The following is a 26,598-nucleotide window of genomic DNA, read 5'->3' as shown; positions in this document are numbered from 1 at the left end:
GAGCTCTTTATTAAAGAAAGCTGCTATTACTTTTCTAGACCAACTAAGCGAGCAGTGTGGCTCGCGGAGCTTGCGTGAATGGTTTTCCCTATTTTTGTTGATGTTTGCACCCAATTCACTTCATCAGGATAATTTGTAATCACTCCGTCACTTTTTGTTTTCCACAAAAATGAAGCGGGAAGCCGCTTGGTTCCAGACCACGGTGATATTTTCATTCCGGCAGAATGGACTTGGTGGATAAGAGCAGGCGTTAGGATGTCATAAGACGGGTTAAAGTAAGTGGCAAAAGCGGCGAATTGCTGGATTGAATTTGGGCTTGCGTCTCGCTGTGAAGAAGTTAGTATGCCTATAGGAACGTTTGGGAGAAGCTCATGCATTTTTTTCATGGATGAAACGTTAAAAGACTGAATGATAACGTGATCGAGCTGTCGCTTGTTGATTTCAAAAGCTACTTTTTTTTCAATTCCAGGATAAAGTTCCGGCGCTTTTAACTCTATTAATATACCGATTTTTCCTTGAAATTCATCTAATACTTGCGAAAGAGTTGGAATTTTTTCATTCGTAAAAGAATCCCCTTTCCAGCTTCCTGCGTCCAAGCGCTGAAGCTCCGCGTACGTTAACTCTCGAATGTGTCCGCTTCCGTTTGTCGTTCGGTCTACGGTACGGTCATGCATAATAACGAGTACACCGTCTTTGCTTTGCTGCACGTCAAGTTCAATGTAATCCGCATTCATTTCTAACGCTTGGTGAAAAGCAGCCATTGTATTTTCAGGTGCGTAGGCAGAGGCTCCTCGGTGCGCGATATTTGTGAGTTTTTCTTCCGTGCGTGCAAAAGCAGAAGAGGCGATTGAACAGCATAACAAGGCGACGGCGCTTAAACCAGCTAAATATTTTTTCATCACATTTCTCTCCTATGCGTTGGTATAGAAATAGCGTAACGAAAAAATGTGATGCTGATATAGAGGAAGTGTGTAGAAAACGTTGACATTTCGTAAAGAAAAATAGGGATTTTTTCATGATGATGTTTACAAAAAATGCGTAAACGAATAGCGATTTTAATCAAACGTTAAGGAAACAGCGCTATAATAGAAGGTGTGAAAAAAAGAATAGGAATTTCTTAGAAAATAGTTGTATAATAGGTGAGTCAGTCAATGAAAGGAATGGAACATGGATATTCAGTACATACATGCGTTTACGATGCAAACGAAAGAGGAGTGCCGGACGCTTCAGCAAAAGCTAAAAGCACAAATTGATTTAACATCACGCGTCAAAATGACGCATATACATAACTGTGCTGGTGTTGATGTTGCGTACTGGGAAGAAAACGGCATATCTCACGGAGCGTGCAGCATTGTAGTGGTTGATTATCAGACGAAAAACGTTGTGGAAAAAGTGCACAGTGTAGGAGAAGTAACGGTTCCTTATCTTCCTGGGTTTCTAGCTTTTCGAGAGCTTCCTTTAATTCTTGAAGCGGTTAAAAAACTTCAGGTAGAGCCCGACGTGTTTTTATTTGATGGCAACGGATATTTGCACTATGAGCACATGGGAGTAGCCACACATGCTTCGTTTTTTCTCAATAAACCTACCGTTGGAATAGGGAAAAGCTATTTAAAGATCAAGGGACATGATTACATTATGCCTGAAGATACAGAGGGCGCTTATGAAGATATTGTGATTGATGGCGAAGTTTATGGTAGAGTAGTAAGGACAGCCAAAGGGGTAAAGCCTATTTTTCTGTCGTGCGGAAACTATATTGATTTGGACATGTCATATCAGCTTATGATGCATTTTATTTCAAAAGAAAGTAAGCTTCCGATTCCGGTCCGCCTAGCGGATCTGCATACGCATGAGCTGCGGAAAAGGTACCGGCAGTCAACGGGGAAGTAAGCTGTTCATAATGAGTTCATAGTTTCCTTTTATACTGATGGTTGGAATATAGTAGTAGTGTAAAATTATTAAAGAATGAGTAAGGTGATTAAAGGTGAGTTCATTTATTACGAGTATTTTGGATTTTTTAACGAGCCTTGGCTATTTAGGTATTGCGCTCGGCTTAATGATTGAAATCATTCCAAGTGAAATTGTACTAGCCTACGGGGGGTATATGATTTCTCAAGGCATGATTAGTTTTCCAGGAGCAGTCATTGCCGGAATTATTGGCGGAACGATTGCACAGTGGTTTTTATATTGGATTGGAGCCTACGGAGGACGTCCGTTTCTTCAAAAATACGGCAAGTACTTATTTATTCATGATAAGCATATCGACCTTGCGGAAAACTGGTTTAATAAATACGGCGCGGGCGTGGTTTTCTCCGCTCGTTTTGTCCCGGTTGTTCGACACGCGATTTCGATCCCTGCAGGTATTGCTAAAATGCCGTTTTGGAAGTTTACGTCTTTAACCGTGTTAGCGATGATTCCTTGGTCGATTTTATTTATTTACTTAGGCGGAAAGCTAGGCGAGAACTGGGCGAACATTGAAGACGTAGCAAGCAAATATACGCTTCCGTTTGTAGTTGCGGCATTTGTGATTATTGTTCTTTATTTCGTATTCAAACGCACGCGTACAAAGCGCGTATAAGATCGTTTTTGGACTACAAGCATGGCGAAAAGCCATGCTTTTTTTGCATGCGCAACCAGAAGCTCTTTTATTTGCTCATGACTTCTTCAAGTGCTATTATTTTTCATACGCACTAAAAAAGGAGACGATTTAACGTGGTACAAGAAATTGTATTAAATGATACGCCTATTCAAATTTACAGCTATGAACAAGAAATTGTAAAAGGCAAAACAAAAGTTTCAGTTGATTTTAAGGTAACAAGTGAGGAATATCATGATATTACTACACTTTTATATAAAGGTACTTTTCATGTAAATGTCCCAGAAGAAGATCTGGATTTCCAAGGAACGATTCATCAGTACTCTACGTCTTTTACAAATTTATATGAAAAAGGCCAGGTAGGGGATTTTTCATTAAGTTTAATTGAAGTGAACGAATAAGGAGCAGATGCGTGATGAAAGTAAGTATACTTGACCAATCGCCCGTTTCATCCCATCAGACCCCAGCGGAAGCGTTAGAAGCATCGATGCAGCTGGCCAAGGCTGGTGACAAGCTTGGCTATGAGCGCTACTGGATTGCAGAGCACCATGATTTGTCTGGACTTGCCTGTTCGGCTCCTGAAGTGATGCTTGGCTATATCGGCGCACAAACTAATAGAATTCGAATTGGATCGGGAGCGGTGCTGCTGCCTCACTACAAGCCGTATAAAGTAGCGGAAACGTATAACATGCTCGCAACGCTGTTTCCAGGGCGCGTTGATTTAGGGATTGGGCGCGCGCCGGGTGGATCGGCTGAAGCAACAAATGCGCTGTCGGATAACTTCTTGCAGCAAGTATTTAAAATGCCTGAACTTGTTGAAGAGCTTCTGCAGTTTTTAGACGATAAATTTCCGGCTGAACATGAATACGCCAAGCTTTCAGCTTCGCCGCTTCCACCTGTCTCTCCAGAACCGTGGCTGCTTGGCACAAGTAAAAAAAGTGCCGAGCTCGCTGCTAGAAACGGAATGGCCTATACGTTTGGACAGTTTATGAGTGAACAAGACGGTTCAGCTATTATTGATCAGTACAAGCAGGCTTTTCAGCCAAGACGGAGCGGGAATCAGCCCTATGCGATTGTCACTGTATCGGTCATTTGCGCTGAAACAACCGAGCAAGCGCATCGCATCGCAACGAGCTCACTTCTATGGAAAATTCAGCAGGATAAAATGGAAGCAAAAGGCGTGCCTTCTATTGAAGAAGCGGCCAGCTATCCGCTTACAGAAGAAGAAGAGAAAAAAATGAAGAAGATGAAAGAAGCTATGATTATCGGAAACCCGGAAGAAGTACACGTCCGTCTTCAAGAAGTTCAAGCACGCTACGGAGCGGATGAACTCATGCTTGTCACCATTACGCATGATCCGGCTGACCGATTAAAATCATATGAGCTTGTCGCAGAGAAATGCAAAAAATAAGAGCCAAATGTCGGCTCTTATTTTTTATGCCCGTAATAGTACTCAAATAAGTGCTGAAATGCTTTTATAGCACGTAAAAAAGAAGCGGTGTTTTGGCGGTCCTCTATTAACCAGCACGTGGCTAGTACAGAATGAGCATATCCCCACAGTAAAATGCGTTTTTTACTTACGTTCAGTTCTTTTACAAATATATTGATTCGATGGTCAATTGTCTCTGCCACGTTTGTCTTAGGTAAATGATTTAAAAGAAAAGGGATGATTTCGTACTCTTTTTCTCCAATTAACCCTTTTGGGTCAATTATTTTCCATGCTTCACCAGACTGTAAGATGTTATCATGATGCAAGTCTCCGTGAAGCAAAAAAAGCTGCTGAGAAGTGCGGTTTAATTCAGAGAAAACGGCAAGTGCGTGTTGAAGCGTTTCAGAAGAAAGAAAATCAATGCCGCTTGGATACATTTGTGTATACTCTCGAAGCTGCTTCTCTCTTTTAACGGCTGTTTCTTCGATAGTGGAGTCTGATTGAGGCATGCGCCACAGAGATTTCATGAGCCCAGCAGCGATTAACGCAGCTTCTTCTTTAGTTGATAAAGAGGAAAGCGGGCATCCGGGAGATAGCTTTTCAACCAGTAAAATACCTTTTTTAGCATCACTGTCCACTATTTTTACCGTGTTCTCACCAGCTAGTGCTGTCAGTGCTTCTTGCTCATGAAGCAGCTCTGAAGGCTCTACAAAAAATTTGACAACTAGTTCGCTTTCATCTGCTTTGCGCGCAGGAGCAACAAAGTGGTAAGAAAGGGGAAAGTGACTGTGAATGGTGATACCCCAGCGCTGTTCGCAGTAGCGAATCAGCTGAGGGAAGTCAGCGAGCCACTTTTGGCTTTTATGAGGGTAAAGGTGAGTAATTGTATCACAAAATGTTTGAGGCAACGTATGCATGCGTTTATCTCCTTTGTCGTTTCCAAATTTTTCTGATAAACTCATCATATACAGCCTACATAGAATCTGTAAAGAAAGAGGAGATCGTACATATGAAGAAAAAGAAGGTGAAATCCCCTTGGGCTCTCGTTGGGTTTCCTATTTATATCATTGGATTTTCACTTTTACTTGCTGGAAGCGCACCTGAGTGGGTAGAAACAGTGAGTAAAATCATGATCGCTCTTGGAATCATTTTGCTTATTATTGCAGGAATTGATCTTAAAAAACGAAAAAAATCAGCACAAGCCTAAAAAACTGCCGTTTGGCAGTTTTTTTATTTGGAGAAAGGGTAACAAGATAACTAGATAAAAATGTTGAATTATTATTCTTTTTGATGTATAAATATAATATAGAAAGCAACGGTATTGAGAGGAGAATGAACGTGTCTTACGTAATAAAAAAAGAGGTTCCGTTATTTGAGCAGTTTGCTGCTTTGCATGAAGCGAGCGGATTACATAAAAGTAAAAAAGGCAATTATACAAAAGAACAGCTGTTTGAAGCGGCAGCCAACAGCTGGTTTAGAGTCGGTATTTATGATAATGAACAATTGATTGCATTCGGTCGTATGATTTCAGACGGAATTTACCAAGCGCTTATTTGCGACGTGATGGTTGATCCCTCGTACCAAAACAAAGGACTTGGAAAGCAAATTATTCAAGAGCTGTTGACGAAATGCCAAGAAAGCGGAATTGAATCGATTCAGCTGTTTGCAGCAAAAGGAAAGCATCATTTTTATAAAAAATTAGGATTTCAAGAAAGAGAAGAAGACGCGCCAGGCATGTCGCTTGTTATGTAAAAAAGCTCAGTGATCAATCATACTCACTGAGCTTTTTGTATTATGCCGTTTTTAAAACCGTACTTTTTTGGACTAAATTCCAAGCAACTTTTACTAAATAAACAACAAGCAAGACGTTTAGCATCGACGTAGCAAACATAGAAAACGGGTATGACGTGCTGTTTTGCATATTACTGTCGCCGTATAAAACAAAAAAAGTGTTCATAAAAATACTGATGCTAAATCCAAGGGATAAGTAAAGCAAGTTTTTGTCTTTTAAATAAATATAAGCCACTAAAGCAAGCGCTGCTGCTGGAAATAAGTAGCGTTCATGCATGCTTGAAGAAAACGTAAATACCCCTGAAATTTGAATAAGCGCTGCAAGAGCGGCGTATTTAAAGCTCCGTCCTTTTATATAAATAAGCCAAGAAAAAATAGTTGTCGCGACGATAAAAATAAGTCCCCACGTATGATAGCTGAAAAACAGCAGCGTTGCAGAGCTGTCTTTATAGTTTGCGCCTATTAAACTATAAAAGTTGTAGGCGTTAACAGAAGCATACGGGTACTCTCCAATGGTGGATGAAAATAAATCAATAATCCACGTTGGACTTTTTCCGACTGAAAAAGGCAATAAAATCACCCCAGCAGTGAAAGCCGCCGTTAAAGCAATGCCGAAGAAATGCTTAACTTGCTTCAGGCGAATGAGCTCGAAAAACAAAATAGGCAGGATAATAATCGCCTGCGGCTTCATTAAGACCGCTGCTGTAAAAATAACGGCCGACGCGTAAATTCGTTTTTCCGTAATCATTACAATGGCTAGGACAATAAGTAAAGTGAAAAATGAATCCACTTGTCCCCAAAACGTTGAATTAACTAAAATGGCCGGATTAAATAAATACCCAATTGCTAACAGATAGGCAAAAGAAGGTGCCAAGTATTTACGAGCTAAACGATAGAGTAAATAAGATGTGACGACATCTGCTAAAATAGGCGGAATTTTAATCAACAGCGAAAAATACTGCTGAAAATCCGGTAAACTGCCAACTTTCCCAACGATAAACAAGATATAAATATAAAACGGCGGATAATCGCTTCCGCTTTTAGCGTAGAAATTTGAAAAATGATTAGCCGCAACCGATGCCCAGTTTTTGAAAAGCGACGCATCCATATGAGAGCCTACCCACGGAATCAGTGCAATCCGAATAAATAAACCAGTGCCAAGTAATGACCATAAAATAACGCGAGAATGCCCTATCGAATGATGCCATTTCTTTTTCTTTACTAATCCGTAAACGAAAGCTGCTGCTATAAAAAAGCCCACCGTATAAAGAGCTAGCGGCGTTTCATAGTCTTTATTAGCTCCTTGACTTCCGGCACCGTTATCCATAGATAGATTATGAAAAGGCGTTACGTGTTCTCCGGAATTGCTGGGTGAAGCAGGACCGTTTCCTGAAGGAAGACGATGATCTCTTGAGTTATTATCAAGAGCAGATATACCATTCGTAATCTTTTTTAACTGATGACTTTCTTGAATTGAAAATAAATGTTCTTCTCCTTTATAGTGTGATAGTGAAACGATACTGAAAACAAATGCTAAAAGAAAAGCTGCCGTTACGATAAAAGCCGTTCTTTTTTGTAGTATGTTCATATAAAATCCTCCGATGACAATGTATCGAATAAGTAGTAGTGTGTCTCCATACTATAAGGGGAGTTGGTGAAAATAAAGTGAAACTTCTTTAATAAAGAGCGGAAGAGAGAGCATAAAAAAACAAGGCCTTAGAAGACCTTGTTTTTTATATTGCTTATAGTACAGCATCAAACTTATTTACTTTCCACTGTGAACCAGATTTATAAAATGTAACGGTGCGTTTTACACTTCCTCCGTCAACTGTTGGAACCGTAAATTGATAAGAGCGAACATCGGCGCGTTGATAAGTTAGTTTTGCTTTTGCTTTGTTCCACTCTAGCATGCTGAATCCGTCACCGACAGGACGAGCAAGCTTTCCATTATATGTGATGTAGCGATAATTTGTTAATCCTTTTTGAATAGCACTGTTTGTAAACGTTTCAGATAAGTAGCTTACTAGTTTGCTTTTTGTATTAAAATCTTGACAAAGATATGAGTACTGAGTGCCTTTATAATTAAATGTTTTTTGAGTACATAAATTACCTTTAGATCCATGAAGTGCATTCCAGAAATGGTTGCTTGCGTTTGCTGCAATTTTTACCGCATTAGTCGTTGATAGATTTTGTGATGCTGCTTGAGCTGTAACTCCTGTGCTTAGTGAAAAGAAAAGAGCAAGTGATGCTAAGATTATTCCAAATTTTTTCATTTCCATTTCCCTCCTACTCATTCATTGAAATATATGTAACATTCATGCTGTTAATATTAAAATTGTTACATTTATATTACAATACTTCTTTAAAGAAATAAAGAGTATTTCTTATATATGTTTGAACTATTCCCGTATTTTCTTAAATAAAACGTAGAATTAAAAGAAAACATATAAACAGTATGTCAATTATGTGTCACATATTTCGTCGCTTTACAAGTTCGTATATAATAGGAATAAATCGATCAATATGCTGATTTAGATAAATAGGTCAGGCACAAAAGGAGAACGTAAACTAATGGGTGTTTCAGAAGTGACATCAGGAATTATTATTACCACTGCCGTAATTGCTATTGTGATTATTACAGTTGGTGTTTTGGCTACAATGATTGCGATTGCGAAGAAAGCAAATAAAAAGTAAGTGTGTAGAGGAGAGTTAGTATAATAACTAATTCTCTTTTTTTTGAAAAAAACCTATCGCTATTTTTATAATAAAAATGCATAAATAACGCGTGCATTATTCATAGAAAAAAGCAGGAAATTTACGTTTTGAAGCTAATAGATACATAAGGCAAGCTGCGCACTTTCATTACAAAAACAATGGAAGGGGTTCTAACAGACTTCAAGTGATATCGCCTATTTTATGTCATAATGAATGATATTCATTAACACAGCATCTTAGACGCACTTTATAACCAAATAATGAGGAGAGTGGTTGAGTTGCAACGACAAAAAGTAGCAGTGAATGGAGAAAGGTTAAAAAATACGCTTGAACGATTTGCCGATTATGGACGAACACCTAATAACGGTGTAACCCGCCTAGCGCTGTCAGAAGAAGATCGCCTAGCACGAGATTATTTTTGCTCATGCTGCCGGGATCTTGGAATGGATATTAAAATCGATGACCTTGGATGTATTTACGCCACGCTTGAAGGGCTAGAAGATAAGCCGCCTATTGTGATTGGCTCACACATGGACACCGTAAAAAAAGGCGGAAGGTTTGATGGAATCCTCGGTGTAGTTGCAGGGTTAGAGTTAGTAAGGACGCTGGTTGAACATAATATTAAGCCGAAGGTGCCGATTATGATTGTTAACTTTACGAATGAAGAAGGAGCGCGTTTTGAGCCTTCTATGATGGCTTCAGGTATTTTATCGGGCAAGTTTCAAAAAGACGTTATGATGAAGAAGACAGATGTTGACGGCGTGACGTTTAAGCAAGCCCTTCAATCATGCGGATATGAAGGCGATAGAAGTAACCGTCTTACTGAAGCATCGGCATTTGTAGAATTACATATTGAGCAAGGGCCTATTTTAGAAAGAGAAGCCAAATCAATTGGTGTAGTCGAGTGCGTGCTCGGAATGGTATGCTATGAAATTGAAGTTACGGGGGAGTCAGATCACGCCGGTACGACGCCGATGGATATGCGGAAAGATGCGCTATTTGCAACTAATAACCTGATTGCTGAAGCTCGTCATGAGCTCGGCAGATTGGATTCAAATTTAGTCTATACAATGGGGCGTATGAACGTACTGCCTAATATTCATACCGTTATTCCAAATAAAGTGATTTTTTCGCTTGAAGCGAGACATACGGATGAAGATGTCATTGCATCCGTGGAAAAAATTATTCAATCACTGCCTGATCAAGCGGAGCTGTTAGAAGGGTGCGAAGTGCGGGTGACCAAGCTTTGGGGACGCGATACCGTGTGGTTTGATAAAACGGTTTGTGATGAAGTGGAAGAGTCGGTTCGTTCGCTAGGGTATTCCTACAAGCGAATGGTCAGCGGAGCTGGACATGACGCACAGTTTTTAGCTAGCTATATTCCGACGGCTATGATTTTTATTCCGAGCGTAAACGGAAAAAGTCATTGTGAAGAAGAGTTCACTCCTTGGGAAGAATGCGAAAAAGGTGTAAACGTACTTTTAGAGACGGTGATTAAGTTAGCTCAGAAGTAACAGGACGAAAGAGTAAACCTGCGGAGGTTTGCTCTTTTTTAGTGCTTAGAAAGACTGCAAACTATCGCATTGAACTTTTGGTTTATTATGGCTACAATAAATGAGAAGCATCCAGATGGATGTGAAAAAAGGATGTGAAAAAAAGTGAGATCTTCTCACTTGCAGAAATGAAAATTACTATTATTATTGCAGATGATAATTCGTTTATTCGAGAAGGAATGAAAATTATATTAAATACATACGAGGAATTCGACGTTGTCGCTACTTTAAAAGATGGTCAAGAAGCCGTTCAATATTGCAAGAATCACTCCGTCGATATTGCATTGTTAGATGTAAGAATGCCTGTTATGGACGGTGTAGAGGCTACAAAGCTTATTTCAGAGTCAACGAAAGCAAAGCCGCTTATTTTAACTACGTTTGATGACGATGAATATATTATTGATGCTGTAAAAAACGGAGCTAAAGGCTACTTGTTAAAAAATACAGAGCCAGAGCGCATTCGAGACGCAATCAAAAGCGTGTTCAACGGACATACGGTGCTGCAAGATGTTGTGCTTGATAAAATCAAATCGAGTTTAAACGCTGCAACTGAGCGCGAGTCCAAAGCGGATATGACACAGTTTACCGAGCGTGAAACGAGCATTATGACGCTGATTGCCAAGGGGCTTTCAAATAAAGAAATTTCTAAAACGCTTTTTATTTCAGAAGGTACCGTAGCAAACTATATTAGTTCGATTTTAAGTAAAACGGGACTTGAGCACCGTACTCAAATTGCTATTTACTATTTAACCGGTAAAGGGAAGTAGAACTATGGAAGTCGGATTAATGATGACCAAGCTCATCCTCATGCTGTTTTTGGCTATTACGTACATTCAGTTTAATTATGTACACTCGATTTCAGCTATTGTGTTAGCACTGCTTCTTTACAGCTGTGTTAATATCGCCGCGTCTATTGTGAAAAAGAGCGCGTTCAAGCGCATGCTTATTGCTTTTTCAATTGTCCTTATTCTATATTGTGCGTATCAACTTCATCCTTTGTTTTTTCTTCTTTTGCCGCTAAACCTTTGTGAGCTTATTGGAGAATCAATCGTAAAAAAATGGATGGTGCTGCTTGTATTGCTTCCAGTGCTGCTAGTTCCCTCTGATATTAGAGCTCTGTATGTTTTAGTCGCTGCGTTTACTTTTTTTATTTACACAGGAGCAGCTATCTATCAAAAGCGGACAAACAATTATGAACAAAAGCTTGATGAAATGAGAGTAAGTATGCAAAAGCTGCAAAAGCACGTGAATGAAAATAAAGAGTATGTGAGACAGTCTCAATATGCTTCAAAATTAGAAGAGCGAAATCGACTATCGCAGGAAATTCATGATAAGATTGGTCATTCAATGACAGGAGCACTTATTCAAATGGAGGCAGCAAAGCACGTAATGAAGCAAGACGAGGAAAAAGCGCTGTCTCTTCTTCAAAATGCGATTACGATTTCGAAAGAAGGCATTGAAGAAATTAGGTTAACGTTAAAAAGTATAAAGCCTCCCGCTGAGCAAATAGGAATCAGCCGTCTTAAATTATTTATTGGTGAATTTGAGGCTAAGCATAGTATCGCAATGCCTCTTGTATACAAAGGGAATTTAGATCTTATCACGCCTCTTCAGTGGAAAATTATTCATGAAAATATAACAGAAGCTATTACAAACGCTTTAAAATATGCAGAAGCAACGATGATTGCCATTGAGCTTCACGTACTAAATAAAATGGTGAAAGTAGAAGTCAAAGACAATGGAAAAGGCGCTCACTTGTTTCAAAAAGGACTTGGCATAGCAGGAATGGAAGAGCGCGCTGCTTCCATTAACGGAACGGTGATTGTTGACGGAGCAAACGGATTTTCTGTTACCACACTGCTGCCGATAGGTGAGAAACTTCATACGTAAATAATGAGATTTCTCATGGGGAAAAGGTGAACTTATGCACTGACGTAAGTTTGCCTTTTTTTCATAAAATAAGGATATACCAACACACTAGAGGTGAAATGATGAACGTATTATCCATTCAAAAATTAACAAAGAAATTTGGAGATTTTATTGCGGTAGATAATTTATCTTTACAAGTAGAAGAAGGAGATATATTTGGATTTTTAGGAACAAACGGAGCAGGAAAAAGCACAACGATTCATATGGTAGCTAGTCTTCTTCAAAGCAACAGCGGCGATATTGAAGTACTTGGGAAAAATATAAAGAAACACCGAAATTTCGCAAAGATGAACATCGGAATTGTTCCGCAGGACTTAGCGATTTATGAAGATTTGACAGCCTATGAAAATGTGAAGTTTTTTGCAGGACTCTACGGATTAAGAGGATCACTTCTTAGCGAACGAGTCGAAGAAGCTTTAGCGTTTGTAGGGCTTTTAGATAAACAAAAGGCGTATCCGAAAAGCTTTTCAGGAGGAATGAAAAGAAGGTTAAATATCGCATGCGCAATTGCTCATCGCCCTAAGCTGATCATTATGGATGAACCGACGGTTGGCATTGATCCTCAGTCGCGAAATTATATTTTAACATCTGTAAAAAAGCTAAATGAAATGGGAAGCACAATCATTTATACGAGTCACTATATGGAAGAAGTAGAAGAGGTATGTACAAAAATTGCAATTATTGATCACGGCAAAATTATTGCTGAAGGAACAAAAGAGCAGCTGAAAGCGATTATCACCGATACAAAAGATATTTGGATTGAAGTAAAAGAAGCAGACGATATAGATTGCAGCGGTCTAAAGGAAATTCCAGGCGTAACAGCCGTTACCTATGAAGATGGAATCATTAAAATTAATTCAAGCGCCGAAGTGAATAACTTAAACAAGGTCATTCATTATTTAATGACGCATCATATCGAAATTAAAGCAGTTAAAGAACAAGCCCCTAATTTAGAGACGGTCTTTCTGACGCTCACAGGACGCAGTCTAAGAGATTTATAAAAGAAAGGAGGAATAACGAATGAATATTATTGCAATTGCTTTGAAAGAAATGAAAAGTGATCTGCGAGATAAGCGTGCATTTATCTTTATGATTCTTTTTCCGCTAGCTCTTGTCCTTATTTTAGGAACAGCTTTGTCTCAAGCCTTTAATAACGACATGACGATAGACGATAGCTATGTTCTCTATAAAATCGACACAAGTAATGAAGAATCTGCTGCTTTTAAGCAGTTTGCTGCACATGCAGAAAAATCGGGCATTCACTTTAAAGCGTTGAAAAAAGATCAGGATGGAAAAAAAGAAGTAAAAGAGCAGCGGTATACAGCTTATGTAGAAGTGAAAGACGGAGGCATTGATCTCTACGGAAATGAAGAAAACAGCATTGAATTTAACGTGGTGCAAGGTATGTTAAGTACATTTGTTGATAAGTATAACGTGGCTATGGAAGTGGCCAAAGTAAATCCTCAGCAAGTCGAGAACCTGCTGCGTGCGTCTAAGCATGACTATATTCAAGAAACATCCCTTCATTCTCAAAAACAGCCAAATTCAATAGACTACTACGCTATTTCAATGACCACCATGATTGTTTTGTACGGATCTATCTCAGCGAGTTATTTAATTAGAGGAGAGCGTATGCGAAATACAGCAATTCGATTAGTAGCCGCACCGATTAAAACCGCTGAAATTTTTGTCGGGAAAATTTTAGGCACTGTTTTGGTTCACGCCATTTGTGTATTAGTCGTCATTATGTCGACTAAATATTTTTTTGATGCGAATTGGGGAGATCATTTACTCTTAGTACTCGTAATGTTAGTATCTCAAATTCTTTTTGCCATTAGCTTTGGACTAGGAGTTAGCTACCTTACGAAGACGGAAGCGGCGTCAAGAGCAATTATTATGGTTGTGATTCAAGTGTCGTGTATTGTGGGAGGAACCTATTTTCAAAATGGATCTGGAGAAGGCTTCGTCAATGTATCACCTTTAACCTGGATGAATAATGGACTTATTAAATTGATTTATACAAATGATATCGGCGCTTCTCTTTCAGTTATCGGGTTGAATGTAGGCTTCTCTATTTTATTCTTGGGCACAGCCATTGTGCTTTTGAGAAAAAGAGAGGGGTTATAACATGAAAAATATCATGTGGCTTGTCACAAATATGCTGAGAAATATGCTGCTTAGAAACAAAAGGACGCTTGTACTTGTTATTGGTTTGCCTATTGCAGGTATTTTGATGTCCGTTCTTATTTATGGAAATACAGCAGGGACTTCGGTGAATATCGGAGTTGTCAATCACGACTCAACGGATATCTCAAAAGACACCGTTCAGTTTTTAAAAGGACTGCATAAAACAAATGTTAAAATGCTCACGGCCAAAGAAGTGGATCATGAGATTACGTCAAAGAAAGTTGATGCTGTTATTACTTTTGAAAAAGGGTTTTCTGAAAGCGTCAAAGCGAACAAACCAGATCATATTACGATTACTTCGATAAAAGGAGCAGAAGTAACGGTCTTTATTAAGTCTTATTTGTATCAATATATTGATAATGTTTCTGCGCTTAATCAAGCAGCAGGCGGCAATGACGCTGCGTTTAAACAAATGTATGAGAGTTATCAAAAAGCGCCATTCCACGTCTCTACGCATGCACTCAAAGACAAAGGAACCGATCAAAACATTGTCAAGCAGACAATTGGGTATTTAATTATGTTTATGCTTTTTTCTGCCGTAAATCTATCGGCTCTTATCACAAAAGAAAAAGAGCAGCGCACGTATTTTAGACTGCTAGCTTCGCCAGTCAGTGCAAGGCAATACGTGATATCTAATGTTATGACAAATATGATTTTATTAACTTTGCAAGTAATGATTACACTTGTTTGTATTACGACTCTTTTTCATGTAGATATGAACATTCCTGTGTGGCAGCTATTTTTTATTTTAGTTTTGTTTGGGCTAGTAGCCATTGGCTTGTCGCTTGTAATCGTTGCTTTTACAGAAAGCTCAAAAGCGGCAAACGGCCTTCAAACGCTTATTATTACGCCAACTTGTTTACTGTCAGGGTGCTTTTTCCCTCCTGAATTTATGCCGGATGTGATGCAGAAAATAGCCGACTTTCTTCCTCAAACGTGGGTATTAAGCACGTTGAAAAGTGTTCAACAAGGAGCCGCATTAAGCAGCCTATGGTTAAATATCAGCATTTTACTAGCTTTTGCACTCGTTTTTTTTCTGCTATCGATTTATAAATTAAATCGAAATAATACTGTTCAAAAGTTTATTTAAATGGTAAAGTCAGAGAATACCTCTGGCTTTTTTTGTAATTTTTAAAAAGTTTCAAAAAAAGATTGAAAAATATAAGATGAAATTTTAGAATGAAAGAGGAAAGGGGTATACAAAAAGAGAATAAATAGGGGAGAAAAACGAAGTCCATGTTGGTTTTTTGCACAAATAAATGAAATCGCTTACATAAGTCAGCATGAAAAGACGGAAGGAGAGATTGTCAGCGAGATAACAAAGGGGGAAAAACAGTGGGAATTTATGAACTACTTGTACCACGCACGGTTTTATATGGAGAAGGATCATTTTCTAAAATTGGAGAACAAGCTGCACTGCTTGGGACAAAGGCATTGCTTATAAGTGATGACGTTATGGCGAAAGCAGGCAATGTAGAAACTTGTCGTCGTTACTTAGCAGAGGCTGGCATGGACTGTGCCGTGTATACAGGCGTAAATTCAGAGCCGACAGATATTCATCTAGATGAAGCGCTTGCCATATGTAAAGCGGAGCAGTGCGATGTGGTTATTGCCTTAGGGGGAGGCAGCTGTATCGATACTGGAAAAGCGGTTGCCATTATGATGACAAATGAAGGGCATCTACGAACGTATTTTCAAAATCAACAAGATTTTCAAGGTAGTCCTCTTCCTTTGGTTGCCGTGCCTACGACTGCTGGAACGGGCTCAGAAGTGACGAAAGCGACGGTTATTACAGACACGGCGTACGATGTAAAAATGATGCTCGCAAGGCCTCAATTATTGCCTGATACAGCCATTGTTGATCCGTTATTAACTCTATCATGTCCAAAACACGTAACGGCAGCTACAGGAATTGATGCACTCAGTCATGCGGTCGAAGCGTATTTGTCTAAAAAAGCACATCCTTTTACGGATTCACTTGCGCTTCAAGCAATTGAGTTAATTATGAAAAATATTCGTCTTGTGTACAGAAATGGAGAAAATGTTCAAGCAAGAAACGAAATGGCCTATGCTTCTATGCTTGCGGGGATGGCGTTTTCAAATTCATCCGTTGCTCTAGTGCACGGTATGTCACGACCTATTGGCGCGTTATTCCATGTGCCGCACGGTATTTCTAACGCGATGCTCCTGCCTGCGGTTTTGGACTATACAAAAGAGGCTTCAATCGATCGTTTAGGTGAAATAGGACAAGCTCTTTTTCCGAACGTATCATATACAAAAAAAGAAGGAGCAGATGTGTTAATTGAAGCCATCAAGCAGCTTTGTATCGACTTAGAGATTCCTAATCTTCAATCGTGGGGCATTGATCGCCAGCTATTTTATGCGGCGGTTGAAAAAATGGCAGCGGATGCGATTCAAAGCGGAAGTCCTGCTAACCATCCGGTTGTACCGACGGCAGAAGAAATTATCCAGCTGTATTACACGTCCTATGAATATGAGTTTGAGTCTGCACTTTATAAGAAATAAGATAAATTCAAGACAAATTGAATGAGGGATGAAAGGGGAAACGTTATGGATTTGCTGATTATTTTGCTGTCTCTGGGGCTTTTGATGCTGGTTGCTTACCGCGGATTTTCAGTTATTTTGTTTGCTCCACTTTGTGCGCTGCTAGCCGTTATTTTAACGGAACCAAGCTATGCACTCCCATTTTTCTCAAACGTTTTTATGGAGAAAATGGTTGGATTTATTAAAAACTACTTCCCTGTCTTTCTATTAGGAGCAGTCTTCGGGAAGATGGTTGAAATGTCTGGAGTCGCTGAATCGATTGCGAAAACAATTGTTAAAGTCGTGGGGGCTAAACGTGCGATCTTGGCGATTGTTTTAATGGGAGCAATCTTAACCTACAGCGGCGTAAGTTTATTCGTTGTTGCGTTTGCAGTTTATCCGTTTGCGGCTAACTTATTCCGCGAAGCGAATATTCCAAAACGATTAGTACCGGGAACGATTGCATTAGGAGCTATTTCGTTTACCATGGATGCACTTCCGGGTACACCGCAAATTCAAAATGTTATTCCAACGACTTTTTTTAAAACAGACATCTATGCTGCTCCGACACTGGGGATTATCGGATCAGTTATTGTTTTTAGCTTAGGTCTTTGGTATTTAGAAAGTCGAAGTAAAAAAGCAAGAAAAGCTGGAGAAGGCTACTACGGATTTAATAATGAACTAGCAGCTGCTGCAGAGCTAGAAAAAGAGTCTGTACCTTCTACAGAACCTAAATATGAACCTAGCATAGCAAGACAGATTTTAGCGTTTGTTCCGCTCGTGCTTGTAGGGGTTGCAAACAAATTTTTTACTGTTTCTATTCCAAAGTGGTACCCAGACGGTTTTGATTTTGCCAAAATTGGCCTTGAAGCGTTCGGAAAAGTAGATTTAACCGCAGTTGTTGGTATTTGGTCAGTGGAGTTAGCACTTGTTATTGGAATTATTACGACGATTGCGTATGACTGGAAGAGAGTGACCACCGGTTTCCAAGCGGGTCTTAACGCAAGTATTGGCGGAGCGCTTCTCGCTGCGATGAACACGGGAGCTGAGTATGGCTTTGGAGGCGTTATTTCATCTCTTCCTGGCTTTGCAACCGTTCGCGATGGTATTTCACATACCTTTACAAATCCGCTTGTCAATGGAGCCGTTACGACAAACATTTTAGCCGGTATTACAGGATCCGCTTCTGGAGGTATGGGAATTGCGCTTAGTGCGATGGGAGATAAGTATGTAGAAGCTATTAATCAATACAATATTCCTCCTGAAGTTATGCACAGAGTTGTAGCGATGGCATCAGGCGGTATGGATACGCTTCCTCATAACGGAGCCGTTATTACCCTGCTTGCTATTACCGGATTAACCCACAAGCAGTCTTACCGAGATATTTTTGCCATCACTGTTATAAAAACGCTTGCATGTTTCTTAATCATTGGAATCTACAGCTTAACTGGACTCGTATAACAAATAAAGAGGCTGAGTGTAGTTGAAGAAAGATCCGAACGATAAATCGTTCGGATTTTTTTATTGTTGCAGTGATTTTGTATATCGAGCCTTTTGCTCTAAAACAGATTCTTTGACTTTCTAAACTGTAAGTATTATGATTACACTACTTTCTAGAATACTATATGCCGTTACATTAATTCTTAGCATGTTTATGAAGAAAGGAGAATGACTGTGAAGCTATTTGAAGGAAATTTAAAAGTAGGCGACTGGGTCAAAGGAAAGTCTCGCGACGGTGAACTTATATACGGATATATAAAAACGATTAATCCATCTAAAAAAGCCGCACTAATCAATGTAGTGAAAAGTGATGATGAAAAAATGGTCGGCACAACCATTGGCATGATGGATGAAAAAATAGAGAAGCTGCCCCTTCAAAAAACGGCGCACGAAGAGCAGATTCTTTCATTGATTGATCTTGCGCTGCTAACAAAAGACGAAGCTTGGTTTATTGAATTAACAGCTGAATTAAAAAGAGTACAAGATAAAAAGCAAGGCTGACATTCCTAGTAAAGGAATGAAGGCCCTGCTTTTTTTATTATTCCTAGGGGAAAAGCAGGAATGGAAAGCAGCTTGCGAGAAGAAGTAAATGACGACATTAAAAGAAAAGGTGATAAAAGATGAGTAAACGTGTCTTGATTTTAACAGGAGATGCCGTGGAGGCTTTAGAAGTTTTTTATCCGTATTATCGCTGTTTAGAAGAAGATATTCAGTGTACCATTGCCTCTCCCGTGAAAAAGAAACTCCAAACGGTTGTTCATGATTTTCTTCCAGAAATGGAAACATTCACAGAAAAAACGGGATATAAAATTGATTCTCATGCTTCTGTAGATGAAATGGATCCCGCTGATTTTGACGGACTTATTATCCCTGGAGGACGAGCGCCTGAATATATTCGAATGAACACAAAAGTTCAGGAAATTGCCGCTCATTTTTTAAAAGAAAACAAACCTTTAGGCGTTATTTGTCATGGTCAGCTCGTGTTAACGACGGTTAGAGAGTATCTGCAAGACAGAGAAGTGACAGCGTATCCTGCTTGCCGTCCGGAAGTAGAAGCGGCGGGTGCTGTATTTGTTGAACAGACGCTCCACGTAGACAGAAACTTAGTAACCGGACAAGCTTGGCCGGATTTACCTAAATTTATGAAAGAGTTTTTTAACGTGCTAAAAAAAACTGAAAAAGTGAACGCATAATAAAAAAAGCGGGCTGAGAGAAAACCATTCTTTCAGCTCTTTTAATTGATGATAGGTGAGGTGTAAACAACGTGCAGCTAGTGTCTGAACTGTCGAAGAAAATTATAAAAGAAGTACAGCTGGTGATGAAAGAACATGTAATTGTAACGGATCCACGCGGAATTATTATTGCGTCTACAGAAGAAAAGCGGGTTGGTTTTTTTCATGAAGGCGCGTGGAACGTGATGCAAAAAAAGCAAAAACTATATATCTCTAAAAAAGAAGCAGCAGATTTAAAAGGAGTTAAGCCAGGAATTAATTTGCCTATCAGTTATCAAGGAGACATTATTGGCGTTATTGGCATTACAGGTACTCCAGAAGCTGTTGAGCCTTTTGCAGATATTATTCGAAGATTAACAGAGTTAATTATTCGCGAAGCATACTACATAGAAACAAAGGAATGGGAAAATAAAGGAGTAGAAGCTTTTTTTCGTGAATGGATTTATAGCCAGCAGGTAGATGCAGAATTTATTGAACGAGGTCATATTTTAGGAGTACAAGTAGACAGTCCTTATTGCTGCACGCTGTTTCAAATTGACTCATCTCTTTCGAAAAAGAAGCAGCAGCAGGTACAAGAAACAATTCGCTACTGGTTTGAAAGTCATAAAGGTGAAGGAGATTATATCGCAAATTGGGGATACGATCGCTTACTTTTACTGAAAGAAGCGGTAGGTGAAAAGGTAAGACAAGGATTTAAAGAAGAATTAAAAAAATGTCAGCAGCACATTCAAGCAAACAACCAAGTTATCATCACTATTGGTGTAGGAAAGCCAGCGGAGCAATTTGATTTGCATGCTTCATATGAAGAAGCAAAAAAAGCGCTTAAAGTAGCTTCAAAACGTCAAACCGTTGTTTTTTATGAGGAACTGCTGATGGACATGATTTTAGAAGACGTTTCTGAACCTGTAAAAAAGGAATTCTTAAGTCGAGTGCTTTCCGCTCTTTTAAAAGAAAAAGAGCTTCTCGAAACGTTGAAATGCTATTTATCCAATGATCAATCATTAAAAAAAACGGCAGTTGATTTACATATTCATATCAATACGCTTCATTACCGCTTGAAGCAAATGAAAGAACTAACAGACATTGATCCTAAAAGTGTAAAGGGTCTCACGCTTTTTTACCTTGCGCTGTCTCTACTAGAATAAAGTGCGCTATTCATTAGATAAACATACAAAAAATGAGTTTTTAAAGCGCTTTTTTTTAGTTTTTTATCCATAGTCCCTCGTGGCTTCTGCAACTATAATAAGATTAAGAGATATATAAGGAGGAACGTTATGCTTAATGAACGAACAAAAGCAAAGCTCATTGAAGTTGTAGGATCGGCCAACTTTCAAGATAGCAGTGAAGCAAGACTCGTATATTCTTATGACGCAACCCCTAACTTTCAGTCGCTTCCTGATGCAGTTATTATGCCTGAAAACAAAGATCAAGTGAAAAGAATTTTAACGATATGCAATGAAGATCACGTTCCTATTGTGCCAAGAGGTTCTGGCACAAATTTAAGCGCAGGAACGTGTCCCACGCAAGGCGGAATTGTTCTTACCTTTAACCGGATGAATAAAATTTTGGAAATTGATGAAGAAAATTTAACCGCTACCGTGCAGCCGGGTGTTATTACGTTAGACTTAATTAATGCCGTAGAGGCAAAAGGTTTATTTTATCCTCCTGATCCAAGCTCTATGAAAATATCAACCATTGGAGGAAACATCAATGAATGCTCAGGAGGATTACGAGGCTTAAAATACGGAGTAACAAAAGATTACGTTCTTGGTCTTGAAGTAATTCTTGCAAACGGCGATTGTATTAAGACAGGAGGCAAGCTGGCTAAAGATGTAGCTGGCTACGATTTAACGAACTTGTTTGTTGGTTCTGAAGGAACGCTGGGCGTCGTGACAGAAGCGATTTTAAAGCTCATTCCAATACCTGAAACAAAACAAACTCTGCTTGCGCTGTTTGAAGACATGGACGCAGCTGCCAAGACGGTTTCAGCAATTATCGCCAATAAGATTATTCCGGCTACGCTTGAATTTTTAGATCAGCCGACGTGTGAAGTAGTAGAAGATTTTGCCCAAGTTGGGCTTCCAACTGATGTAAACGCTGTCTTATTGATTGAACAAGATGGCCCGCCAGAAGTGGTGAAGCGCGATATTGAAATGATTTCACGCATCTGCAGCGAAGGAAAGGCTGTATCGGTGAAAGTAGCGGCTTCGCAAGCAGAAGCAGAAGCGTTAAGTACAGCAAGAAGATCAGCTCTTTCTGCTTTAGCACGAATGAAGCCAACGACGATTTTAGAAGACGCAACCGTTCCGCGGTCCAAAATTAGTGAAATGGTCAAAGCGATTAATGAAATTGCTGTAAAATACAACGTTAAAATCTGTACGTTTGGTCATGCGGGAGACGGAAATCTGCATCCGACTTGCTTAACAGATGCGCGTGACGAAGAGGAGCTTCACCGAGTCGAACAAGCTTTTGAAGCAATTTTTCATAAAGCCATTGAGCTTGGAGGAACGATTACAGGTGAACATGGAGTCGGAGAAATGAAAGCACCGTATTTAGCATTGAAGATGGGCGGAGAAGGAGTAGCTGCGATGAAAGCAATTAAGTATGCTTTGGACCCGCAAGGAATTATGAATCCAGGAAAAATTTTTGCTAAAGACACGAGAAAAAGAGTGGTGGTTCGTTCATGACGGCAACAAAAGACATTCAGCAAGCGTTTAAAGAACGGTTAGATTATGACGAGTTAATGAATTGTATGAGATGCGGTTTTTGTTTGCCAAGCTGTCCGACGTATGGGCAAACCAATCAATATGAAGCAGCGTCACCGCGCGGAAGAATTGCTTTGATGAAAGGAGTTGTAGATGGGCTTATTGAACCGGATGAATCCGTTGAAAAACAATTGAACCTTTGCCTTGGCTGCCGAGCGTGTGAGCCTGTTTGTCCTTCGGGTGTGAAGTACGGACACTTATTAGAAGAAGCGCGTGATATTATTCAGCAGAAAAAACGACATAAATGGCCGATAAAAGCGCTCAGGCATATGGTGTTTGAACAGCTTTTCCCGCATAAAGAACGATTAAAAAATGTACATTCTCTGCTTGCTTTCTATCAAAGAAGCGGCTTGCAAAAAGCTGTTCAAAAAACAAATATATTAAACGTCCTGCCCGGTAATTTAGCACAAATGGAAAAAACGCTTCCGCCTGTGCCAACAAAAAAAGAAATGAAGAAACGTCCTTTTTTATTTGAAGCAGAAGGAACAAGAGAGCGTACGGTTGCTTTTTTTACAGGGTGTTTAATGGATACGATGTTTATGGAGACAAACAACGCGACGATTGCACTTTTACAAAAAGCGGGGTGTAAGGTCGTTATACCAGAGGTGCAGACGTGCTGTGGCGCCCTGCATGCGCACGGCGGAGAAAAAGATCAGGCAAAAAAGTTAGCAAAACAAAATATTATGGCGTTTGAATCCATTCAAGCGGATGATATTGTCCTTAATGCAGGCGGCTGCGGTGCGCTGTTAGTGGAATACGATCATCTATTAAAAGATGAGCCGGAATGGAAAGAAAGAGCAGCGGTCTTTTCTGCAAAAGTCAAAGATTTCTCAGAGATTTTATTGCAGCAGCAGTTTGTAGAAAGACAAAAGTTATCGCTTCCAAGTCAAATTATTACGTATCAAGATTCGTGTCATTTAAGAAACGTGATGAAAACGTCCAGCGCACCGAGAAAACTGATCCAAGCGATTAACGGAACGGTGTTTAATGAAATGGAAAATGCGGATCATTGCTGCGGCTCAGCTGGTATTTATAACTTAACGGAACAAGAGATGTCTATGCAAATTTTAGATTATAAAATGGAAAAAGTGAAAGAAGCCCATGCCCATACAATTGTAACAGCAAACCCGGGCTGTCTCATTCAAATGAAGCTAGGCGTAGTCAGAGAAGGAGTAGAAGAAAGTGTAAGGGCCGTTCATCTTGCAGATTTACTTCTTGAAGCAGTAGAAAGCAAATAAAAAGGCCGGACGTGTCCGGCCTTTTTATTATTTGAACAGCTGAGAAACAATTTCGTACGAACGAAGGCGAGCTTTGTGATCGTAAATTTGAGCGTTAATCATCAGTTCATCTGCTTCTGTTTCTTCAATAAACTGTTCAAGCTTGACTTTAATCGTCTCAGGACTTCCGACAATAGAAGAGCCCAGCTGCTGTTGAAGAGAAGCTTTTTCAAAGTCAGTCCATAGTTCATCCATATTATCCACAGGAGCTTTTAGTTTACCCGGTGTGTTTCGAATTAAATTTAGAAACTGCTGTTGCATAGAAGTAGCCAAGCGTTCAGCTTCTCTATCTGTATCAGCAGCGATTACGTTTACACCTAACATTGCATATGGTTTCTCTAACACGTCGGACGGCTTAAAATAACGACGGTACATGTTAAGAGCTGTCATTGTATTATTAGGCGAAAAGTGACTTGCAAATGAAAATGGCAAGCCTAGCTGTGCAGAAAGCTGTGCGCTAAAGCCGCTTGAGCCAAGGAGCCAAATCGGAATATTTAAACCTTGACCGGGAACAGCTTTAACACGCATCTGACTTTCTGAAGCAGGTTTAAAGTATTCTTGCAGTTCGGCCAGCTGTTCTGGGAAGTCACTGCCGTCGCTTCTGCGGTCGCGTCGCAGCGCCTGCGCTGTCAGCTGATCTGTCCCTGGCGCTCTTCCTAAGCCTAAATCAATACGTCCTGGAAATAGTGATTCAAGCGTACCAAAATGCTCAGCAATAACAAGCGGAGAATGGTTAGGAAGCATAATGCCTCCAGAGCCTACGCGAATGCGTGACGTGCCAGCAGCGACATGACCAATTACAACAGATGTAGCGGAGCTTGCGATACCTGTCATATTATGATGTTCAGCTAGCCAATAGCGGTTATACCCCCATTTTTCAGCGTGCTGAGCTAAATCTAATGTATTTCTAAGTGAGTCAGATACAGTTCCTCCTTCAACTACAGGAGAAAGATCTAACACGGAAATCGGAATATCTTTTAATGCTTTACTCATCAATTTCATCTTCTTTCTTTAAAGACTTCATAGGCCTTGTTATTTCAATGGAATACAAGTATTTTAACAATAATCTTTCGAGTTCCAAAATATTTTGCTTCGGTTGTTTTTTAAAATTCCTTACTCTTTTATTACACAAGCTCCTAAAACGCAAAAAGCTTGTACGGTATAAGGCAGAAGCCGCCTCTTTCTATAAAAAGCTGTCATATTTTATAGGAGAAGGGAGGATGAACATGGTTACTTTAAATGAACTAAAAAGCAAGCAGTACGATATGATATACAGTTTAGGCTATAACTGTTTTCCAGGGATATATATGAAAAAATATTCTTTGCGAAAACAAGCCGGGGTGATTGATTGGTGTATTAGCATTTCTCTTTCTCATGTCAATCAGCTGTTGAAAAATCGCTGTAAAGACTTATTTGTATATGAACACTTAACCTATATCAGTTCTTTCGGAGATGGTTCCACGCTTAGACTGCGTGATAAGGTGTATCAAATTGATTCTGCTCATGATTTTCCGTCGTCTATTAATACGGAGACTAACTGGCTTTCATATAATGAAGTCAAAGAAAAATATGAACGGAGAACGGAGCGATTTTTAACGTCAATGGAGACCAGTTCTTGTATATTGTTTATTCGTATGGGTGGAACGTATGAAGAAGCGAAAGAATTAGAGCATGTTTTAAAGGGAATGGTCAAAAACGATTTCTATATACTGCTGCTGACAAACAGTGAAAAAGAACTTTTGTCCGAAGCTAACTGGGACTTGCCTTATACATGTGTTTTACATGCACCTATTTTTTCAATGGACGTGCTGCGCGATGATAAAGTATGGGAAGAGCTCTTAAGCGGGCTTGTTATAAAATAAAAGAAACTCTTTTTGTGTAATACGGGAATGAAAAAGCTCGTTTTTTTCATAGACTTTGTTATATCTGTGTATCAAAGGAGATGAAAAGATGGAGTCCAATGTGCGGAAGGCGATAAAAGAAATTGTGTTGCTGCTGCTAGAACAAGATCAGCGCTGGAATGAGTATCTAGTACAGCTGGAGGATTTGAAAATACAAGTGGATTTGAATAGTTCCGCATATGAAGTTCTGAGAAAGATGACGGGTAATTACGAAGTGCTGCTTGAACATATGGATCTCATTCAGCAGTTTGAAAATCATTCTAAAAGTGAAACGGCGCTGAATGACTTAGTTACTATCGTTATGAAGCATTACTCATTAAAAAATTCATAAGCCTGCTTTGTGCAGGTTTATGGAGTTTAAGCTCTCAATGGAATTCGGTAGAGATAATCGTTTATAATAAGTACATATGGTGATGAAAGGGTGATCGATATGGAAGAGAAACAAGAAATTGTACCCGTTCGTACAGAGGAAACAGCCAAATATTATTCGGAAGAAAAATTTTGGGACAAGCTTAAAAAGTTTGGTAAAAAAGCGGGAGCAAACGTTGTTTATGCCGTACTGCTTTTATACTACACGCTGCAAAAGCCTGATATTCCTCCAAAAGCAAAAGCAGTGATTATAGGAGCGTTAGGTTATTTTATTCTTCCTTTAGATTTGATTCCGGACTTTGCAGCAGGAGTTGGATTTACAGATGATTTAGGAGCTCTGGGGCTTGCATTGATTCAAGTTGCCATGTACATTGATGAAGATGTTAAACTGAAAGCAAAAGAAAAAATCAAAACATGGTTTTCAGAAGAACACAATTTTTCCATTATTGATGCTAAAATAAAGTAACGTTATGATCAAAATGTCATTATTAAATAAAGTGAGCAAAAGAAGGTGATAGATGAATCATCTTCTTTTTAACCGATAATATATAGGTCTTTATGACTATTTTAATCCGTTTTATGTAAAAAAAACAGGATTAAAATATTTTTTTCATTAAAATTTTAAGCAATGTAATTGAATAATTCCCCTACAAATGTTAAGTTAAAACATGTTCATAAATTCGTCACAGAAAGCAATATACAAATAAGTAAGATAGTTTGTAAAAACTTTGTGAAATTATGGAACTTTTTAACTGAGAGTTTCAAACTCTTAGAGATTCTTCCTCATCAATCAGAAGTCGCTTTCTTTCGTCA

General features: G+C 39.3%; 28 protein-coding genes. 23 read left to right on the top strand and 5 right to left on the bottom strand.

The window, feature by feature from the left end; genetic code table 11:
- Positions 1-26: 26 nt before the first annotated feature.
- A complete protein-coding gene (locus NST66_RS12390; protein WP_098626650.1) occupies positions 27-899 on the bottom strand; it encodes a glycerophosphodiester phosphodiesterase in 873 nt (290 codons plus the stop codon).
- 268 nt (positions 900-1,167) lie between these two features.
- Here NST66_RS12390 and NST66_RS12385 point away from each other — a divergent pair, with 268 nt between their 5' ends.
- The 4 genes from NST66_RS12385 (at position 1,168) to NST66_RS12370 (ending at position 4,004) form a co-directional block, all read left to right on the top strand.
- Entirely contained in the window at positions 1,168-1,887 is a 720-nt protein-coding gene (locus tag NST66_RS12385) for an endonuclease V (protein ID WP_155008048.1), read from the top strand.
- Positions 1,888-1,981: 94 nt separating this feature from the next.
- Entirely contained in the window at positions 1,982-2,575 is a 594-nt protein-coding gene (locus tag NST66_RS12380) for a DedA family protein (protein ID WP_014459791.1), read from the top strand.
- A gap of 134 nt (positions 2,576-2,709) precedes the next feature.
- On the top strand, positions 2,710-2,994 hold the full coding sequence (locus tag NST66_RS12375; protein ID WP_014459792.1) for a DUF3219 family protein: 285 nt from the start codon (positions 2,710-2,712) through the stop codon (positions 2,992-2,994).
- Between the two features lie 14 nt (positions 2,995-3,008).
- Complete coding sequence (locus tag NST66_RS12370) at positions 3,009-4,004, top strand: LLM class flavin-dependent oxidoreductase (protein ID WP_098113062.1); 996 nt, start codon at positions 3,009-3,011, stop codon at positions 4,002-4,004.
- Positions 4,005-4,021: 17 nt separating this feature from the next.
- Here the strand turns inward: NST66_RS12370 and NST66_RS12365 are convergent, their stop codons facing one another.
- Positions 4,022-4,939, bottom strand: coding sequence for an aminoglycoside phosphotransferase family protein (locus NST66_RS12365; RefSeq protein ID WP_251440244.1), 918 nt, complete (start codon positions 4,937-4,939; stop codon positions 4,022-4,024).
- Between the two features lie 92 nt (positions 4,940-5,031).
- Between NST66_RS12365 and NST66_RS12360 the strand changes: the two genes are divergently transcribed.
- Together NST66_RS12360 and NST66_RS12355 are read left to right on the top strand one after the other, a co-directional pair.
- Positions 5,032-5,229, top strand: a complete 198-nt coding sequence (locus NST66_RS12360; RefSeq protein WP_014459795.1) for a hypothetical protein — start codon at positions 5,032-5,034, stop codon at positions 5,227-5,229.
- A gap of 131 nt (positions 5,230-5,360) precedes the next feature.
- The gene (locus NST66_RS12355) at positions 5,361-5,774 is read left to right on the top strand and encodes a GNAT family N-acetyltransferase (protein ID WP_033579196.1); all 414 of its coding nucleotides are present in this window, start codon (positions 5,361-5,363) and stop codon (positions 5,772-5,774) included.
- Positions 5,775-5,814: 40 nt separating this feature from the next.
- On the opposite strand, the gene NST66_RS12350 is transcribed toward NST66_RS12355, so the two are convergent.
- The gene (locus NST66_RS12350; RefSeq protein ID WP_028413088.1) at positions 5,815-7,401 is read right to left on the bottom strand and encodes a glycosyltransferase family 39 protein; all 1,587 of its coding nucleotides are present in this window, start codon (positions 7,399-7,401) and stop codon (positions 5,815-5,817) included.
- Between the two features lie 154 nt (positions 7,402-7,555).
- A complete protein-coding gene (locus NST66_RS12345; protein WP_014459798.1) occupies positions 7,556-8,092 on the bottom strand; it encodes an IseA DL-endopeptidase inhibitor family protein in 537 nt (178 codons plus the stop codon).
- A gap of 292 nt (positions 8,093-8,384) precedes the next feature.
- On the opposite strand from NST66_RS12345, the gene NST66_RS12340 reads away from it, so the two are divergent.
- From NST66_RS12340 to NST66_RS12275, 14 genes are all read left to right on the top strand, one after another.
- Positions 8,385-8,507 (top strand): hypothetical protein, encoded by a 123-nt coding sequence (locus NST66_RS12340; RefSeq protein ID WP_013057357.1) that lies wholly within the window; start codon positions 8,385-8,387, stop codon positions 8,505-8,507.
- A gap of 299 nt (positions 8,508-8,806) precedes the next feature.
- On the top strand, positions 8,807-10,042 hold the full coding sequence (locus NST66_RS12335; RefSeq protein WP_340843397.1) for a Zn-dependent hydrolase: 1,236 nt from the start codon (positions 8,807-8,809) through the stop codon (positions 10,040-10,042).
- A gap of 167 nt (positions 10,043-10,209) precedes the next feature.
- Positions 10,210-10,848 (top strand): response regulator, encoded by a 639-nt coding sequence (locus NST66_RS12330; protein ID WP_028408271.1) that lies wholly within the window; start codon positions 10,210-10,212, stop codon positions 10,846-10,848.
- A 4-nt stretch (positions 10,849-10,852) separates the two neighbouring features.
- Positions 10,853-11,971, top strand: coding sequence for a sensor histidine kinase (locus tag NST66_RS12325; RefSeq protein ID WP_048019178.1), 1,119 nt, complete (start codon positions 10,853-10,855; stop codon positions 11,969-11,971).
- A 101-nt stretch (positions 11,972-12,072) separates the two neighbouring features.
- Complete coding sequence (locus NST66_RS12320; protein ID WP_028413090.1) at positions 12,073-13,011, top strand: ABC transporter ATP-binding protein; 939 nt, start codon at positions 12,073-12,075, stop codon at positions 13,009-13,011.
- A gap of 19 nt (positions 13,012-13,030) precedes the next feature.
- The gene (locus tag NST66_RS12315) at positions 13,031-14,137 is read left to right on the top strand and encodes an ABC transporter permease (RefSeq protein WP_155008051.1); all 1,107 of its coding nucleotides are present in this window, start codon (positions 13,031-13,033) and stop codon (positions 14,135-14,137) included.
- 1 nt (position 14,138) lies between these two features.
- Positions 14,139-15,287 (top strand): ABC transporter permease, encoded by a 1,149-nt coding sequence (locus NST66_RS12310; RefSeq protein WP_155008052.1) that lies wholly within the window; start codon positions 14,139-14,141, stop codon positions 15,285-15,287.
- 245 nt (positions 15,288-15,532) lie between these two features.
- Entirely contained in the window at positions 15,533-16,723 is a 1,191-nt protein-coding gene (locus tag NST66_RS12305; RefSeq protein WP_155008053.1) for an iron-containing alcohol dehydrogenase, read from the top strand.
- Between the two features lie 45 nt (positions 16,724-16,768).
- Positions 16,769-18,202, top strand: coding sequence for a GntP family permease (locus NST66_RS12300; protein WP_155008054.1), 1,434 nt, complete (start codon positions 16,769-16,771; stop codon positions 18,200-18,202).
- Between the two features lie 213 nt (positions 18,203-18,415).
- Complete coding sequence (locus tag NST66_RS12295; RefSeq protein ID WP_028413094.1) at positions 18,416-18,742, top strand: IDEAL domain-containing protein; 327 nt, start codon at positions 18,416-18,418, stop codon at positions 18,740-18,742.
- Between the two features lie 119 nt (positions 18,743-18,861).
- Positions 18,862-19,434, top strand: a complete 573-nt coding sequence (locus tag NST66_RS12290) for a DJ-1/PfpI family protein (protein ID WP_155008055.1) — start codon at positions 18,862-18,864, stop codon at positions 19,432-19,434.
- 71 nt (positions 19,435-19,505) lie between these two features.
- A complete protein-coding gene (locus NST66_RS12285) occupies positions 19,506-20,618 on the top strand; it encodes a CdaR family transcriptional regulator (protein WP_155008056.1) in 1,113 nt (370 codons plus the stop codon).
- Between the two features lie 129 nt (positions 20,619-20,747).
- Positions 20,748-22,160 (top strand): glycolate oxidase subunit GlcD, encoded by a 1,413-nt coding sequence (glcD, locus tag NST66_RS12280; RefSeq protein ID WP_028413097.1) that lies wholly within the window; start codon positions 20,748-20,750, stop codon positions 22,158-22,160.
- The gene (locus NST66_RS12275) at positions 22,157-23,476 is read left to right on the top strand and encodes a (Fe-S)-binding protein (RefSeq protein ID WP_340843396.1); all 1,320 of its coding nucleotides are present in this window, start codon (positions 22,157-22,159) and stop codon (positions 23,474-23,476) included. Before glcD ends, NST66_RS12275 begins: the two co-directional genes overlap by 4 nt.
- 27 nt (positions 23,477-23,503) lie before the next feature.
- Here NST66_RS12275 and NST66_RS12270 read toward each other — a convergent pair whose 3' ends face one another.
- Positions 23,504-24,508 carry an LLM class flavin-dependent oxidoreductase gene (locus NST66_RS12270; protein ID WP_074680799.1) on the bottom strand — a complete coding sequence of 335 codons (1,005 nt, stop codon included), beginning with the start codon at positions 24,506-24,508 and terminating at the stop codon, positions 23,504-23,506.
- Between the two features lie 227 nt (positions 24,509-24,735).
- On the opposite strand from NST66_RS12270, the gene NST66_RS12265 reads away from it, so the two are divergent.
- From NST66_RS12265 to NST66_RS12255, 3 genes are all read left to right on the top strand, one after another.
- The gene (locus NST66_RS12265) at positions 24,736-25,377 is read left to right on the top strand and encodes a DUF1796 family putative cysteine peptidase (RefSeq protein ID WP_028408283.1); all 642 of its coding nucleotides are present in this window, start codon (positions 24,736-24,738) and stop codon (positions 25,375-25,377) included.
- A gap of 88 nt (positions 25,378-25,465) precedes the next feature.
- Positions 25,466-25,747 carry a hypothetical protein gene (locus NST66_RS12260; protein WP_033579186.1) on the top strand — a complete coding sequence of 94 codons (282 nt, stop codon included), beginning with the start codon at positions 25,466-25,468 and terminating at the stop codon, positions 25,745-25,747.
- A gap of 99 nt (positions 25,748-25,846) precedes the next feature.
- Complete coding sequence (locus NST66_RS12255; RefSeq protein WP_028413100.1) at positions 25,847-26,251, top strand: YkvA family protein; 405 nt, start codon at positions 25,847-25,849, stop codon at positions 26,249-26,251.
- Positions 26,252-26,598 lie beyond the last annotated feature (347 nt).

The organism is Priestia sp. FSL W8-0524 (genome assembly GCF_038005965.1).
In the GTDB taxonomy this organism is placed as follows: Bacteria; Bacillota; Bacilli; order Bacillales; family Bacillaceae_H; genus Priestia; species Priestia zanthoxyli.
This window is presented reverse-complemented; position numbering and strand designations above follow the sequence as displayed.

Bases quoted from the DNA above. Each gene is read 5' to 3' on its own strand.
- NST66_RS12390 (WP_098626650.1), bottom strand. From the start codon at position 899: ATGAAAAAATATTTAGCTGGTTTAAGCGCCGTCGCCTTGTTATGCTGT.
- NST66_RS12385 (WP_155008048.1), top strand. From the start codon at position 1,168: ATGGATATTCAGTACATACATGCGTTTACGATGCAAACGAAAGAGGAG.
- NST66_RS12370 (WP_098113062.1), top strand. From the start codon at position 3,009: ATGAAAGTAAGTATACTTGACCAATCGCCCGTTTCATCCCATCAGACC.
- NST66_RS12365 (WP_251440244.1), bottom strand. From the start codon at position 4,939: ATGCATACGTTGCCTCAAACATTTTGTGATACAATTACTCACCTTTAC.
- NST66_RS12360 (WP_014459795.1), top strand. From the start codon at position 5,032: ATGAAGAAAAAGAAGGTGAAATCCCCTTGGGCTCTCGTTGGGTTTCCT.
- NST66_RS12350 (WP_028413088.1), bottom strand. From the start codon at position 7,401: ATGAACATACTACAAAAAAGAACGGCTTTTATCGTAACGGCAGCTTTT.
- NST66_RS12345 (WP_014459798.1), bottom strand. From the start codon at position 8,092: ATGGAAATGAAAAAATTTGGAATAATCTTAGCATCACTTGCTCTTTTC.
- NST66_RS12340 (WP_013057357.1), top strand. From the start codon at position 8,385: ATGGGTGTTTCAGAAGTGACATCAGGAATTATTATTACCACTGCCGTA.
- NST66_RS12330 (WP_028408271.1), top strand. From the start codon at position 10,210: ATGAAAATTACTATTATTATTGCAGATGATAATTCGTTTATTCGAGAA.
- NST66_RS12325 (WP_048019178.1), top strand. From the start codon at position 10,853: ATGGAAGTCGGATTAATGATGACCAAGCTCATCCTCATGCTGTTTTTG.
- NST66_RS12320 (WP_028413090.1), top strand. From the start codon at position 12,073: ATGAACGTATTATCCATTCAAAAATTAACAAAGAAATTTGGAGATTTT.
- NST66_RS12315 (WP_155008051.1), top strand. From the start codon at position 13,031: ATGAATATTATTGCAATTGCTTTGAAAGAAATGAAAAGTGATCTGCGA.
- NST66_RS12310 (WP_155008052.1), top strand. From the start codon at position 14,139: ATGAAAAATATCATGTGGCTTGTCACAAATATGCTGAGAAATATGCTG.
- NST66_RS12300 (WP_155008054.1), top strand. From the start codon at position 16,769: ATGGATTTGCTGATTATTTTGCTGTCTCTGGGGCTTTTGATGCTGGTT.
- NST66_RS12290 (WP_155008055.1), top strand. From the start codon at position 18,862: ATGAGTAAACGTGTCTTGATTTTAACAGGAGATGCCGTGGAGGCTTTA.
- glcD (WP_028413097.1), top strand. From the start codon at position 20,748: ATGCTTAATGAACGAACAAAAGCAAAGCTCATTGAAGTTGTAGGATCG.
- NST66_RS12275 (WP_340843396.1), top strand. From the start codon at position 22,157: ATGACGGCAACAAAAGACATTCAGCAAGCGTTTAAAGAACGGTTAGAT.
- NST66_RS12270 (WP_074680799.1), bottom strand. From the start codon at position 24,508: ATGAGTAAAGCATTAAAAGATATTCCGATTTCCGTGTTAGATCTTTCT.
- NST66_RS12265 (WP_028408283.1), top strand. From the start codon at position 24,736: ATGAACATGGTTACTTTAAATGAACTAAAAAGCAAGCAGTACGATATG.
- NST66_RS12260 (WP_033579186.1), top strand. From the start codon at position 25,466: ATGGAGTCCAATGTGCGGAAGGCGATAAAAGAAATTGTGTTGCTGCTG.
- NST66_RS12255 (WP_028413100.1), top strand. From the start codon at position 25,847: ATGGAAGAGAAACAAGAAATTGTACCCGTTCGTACAGAGGAAACAGCC.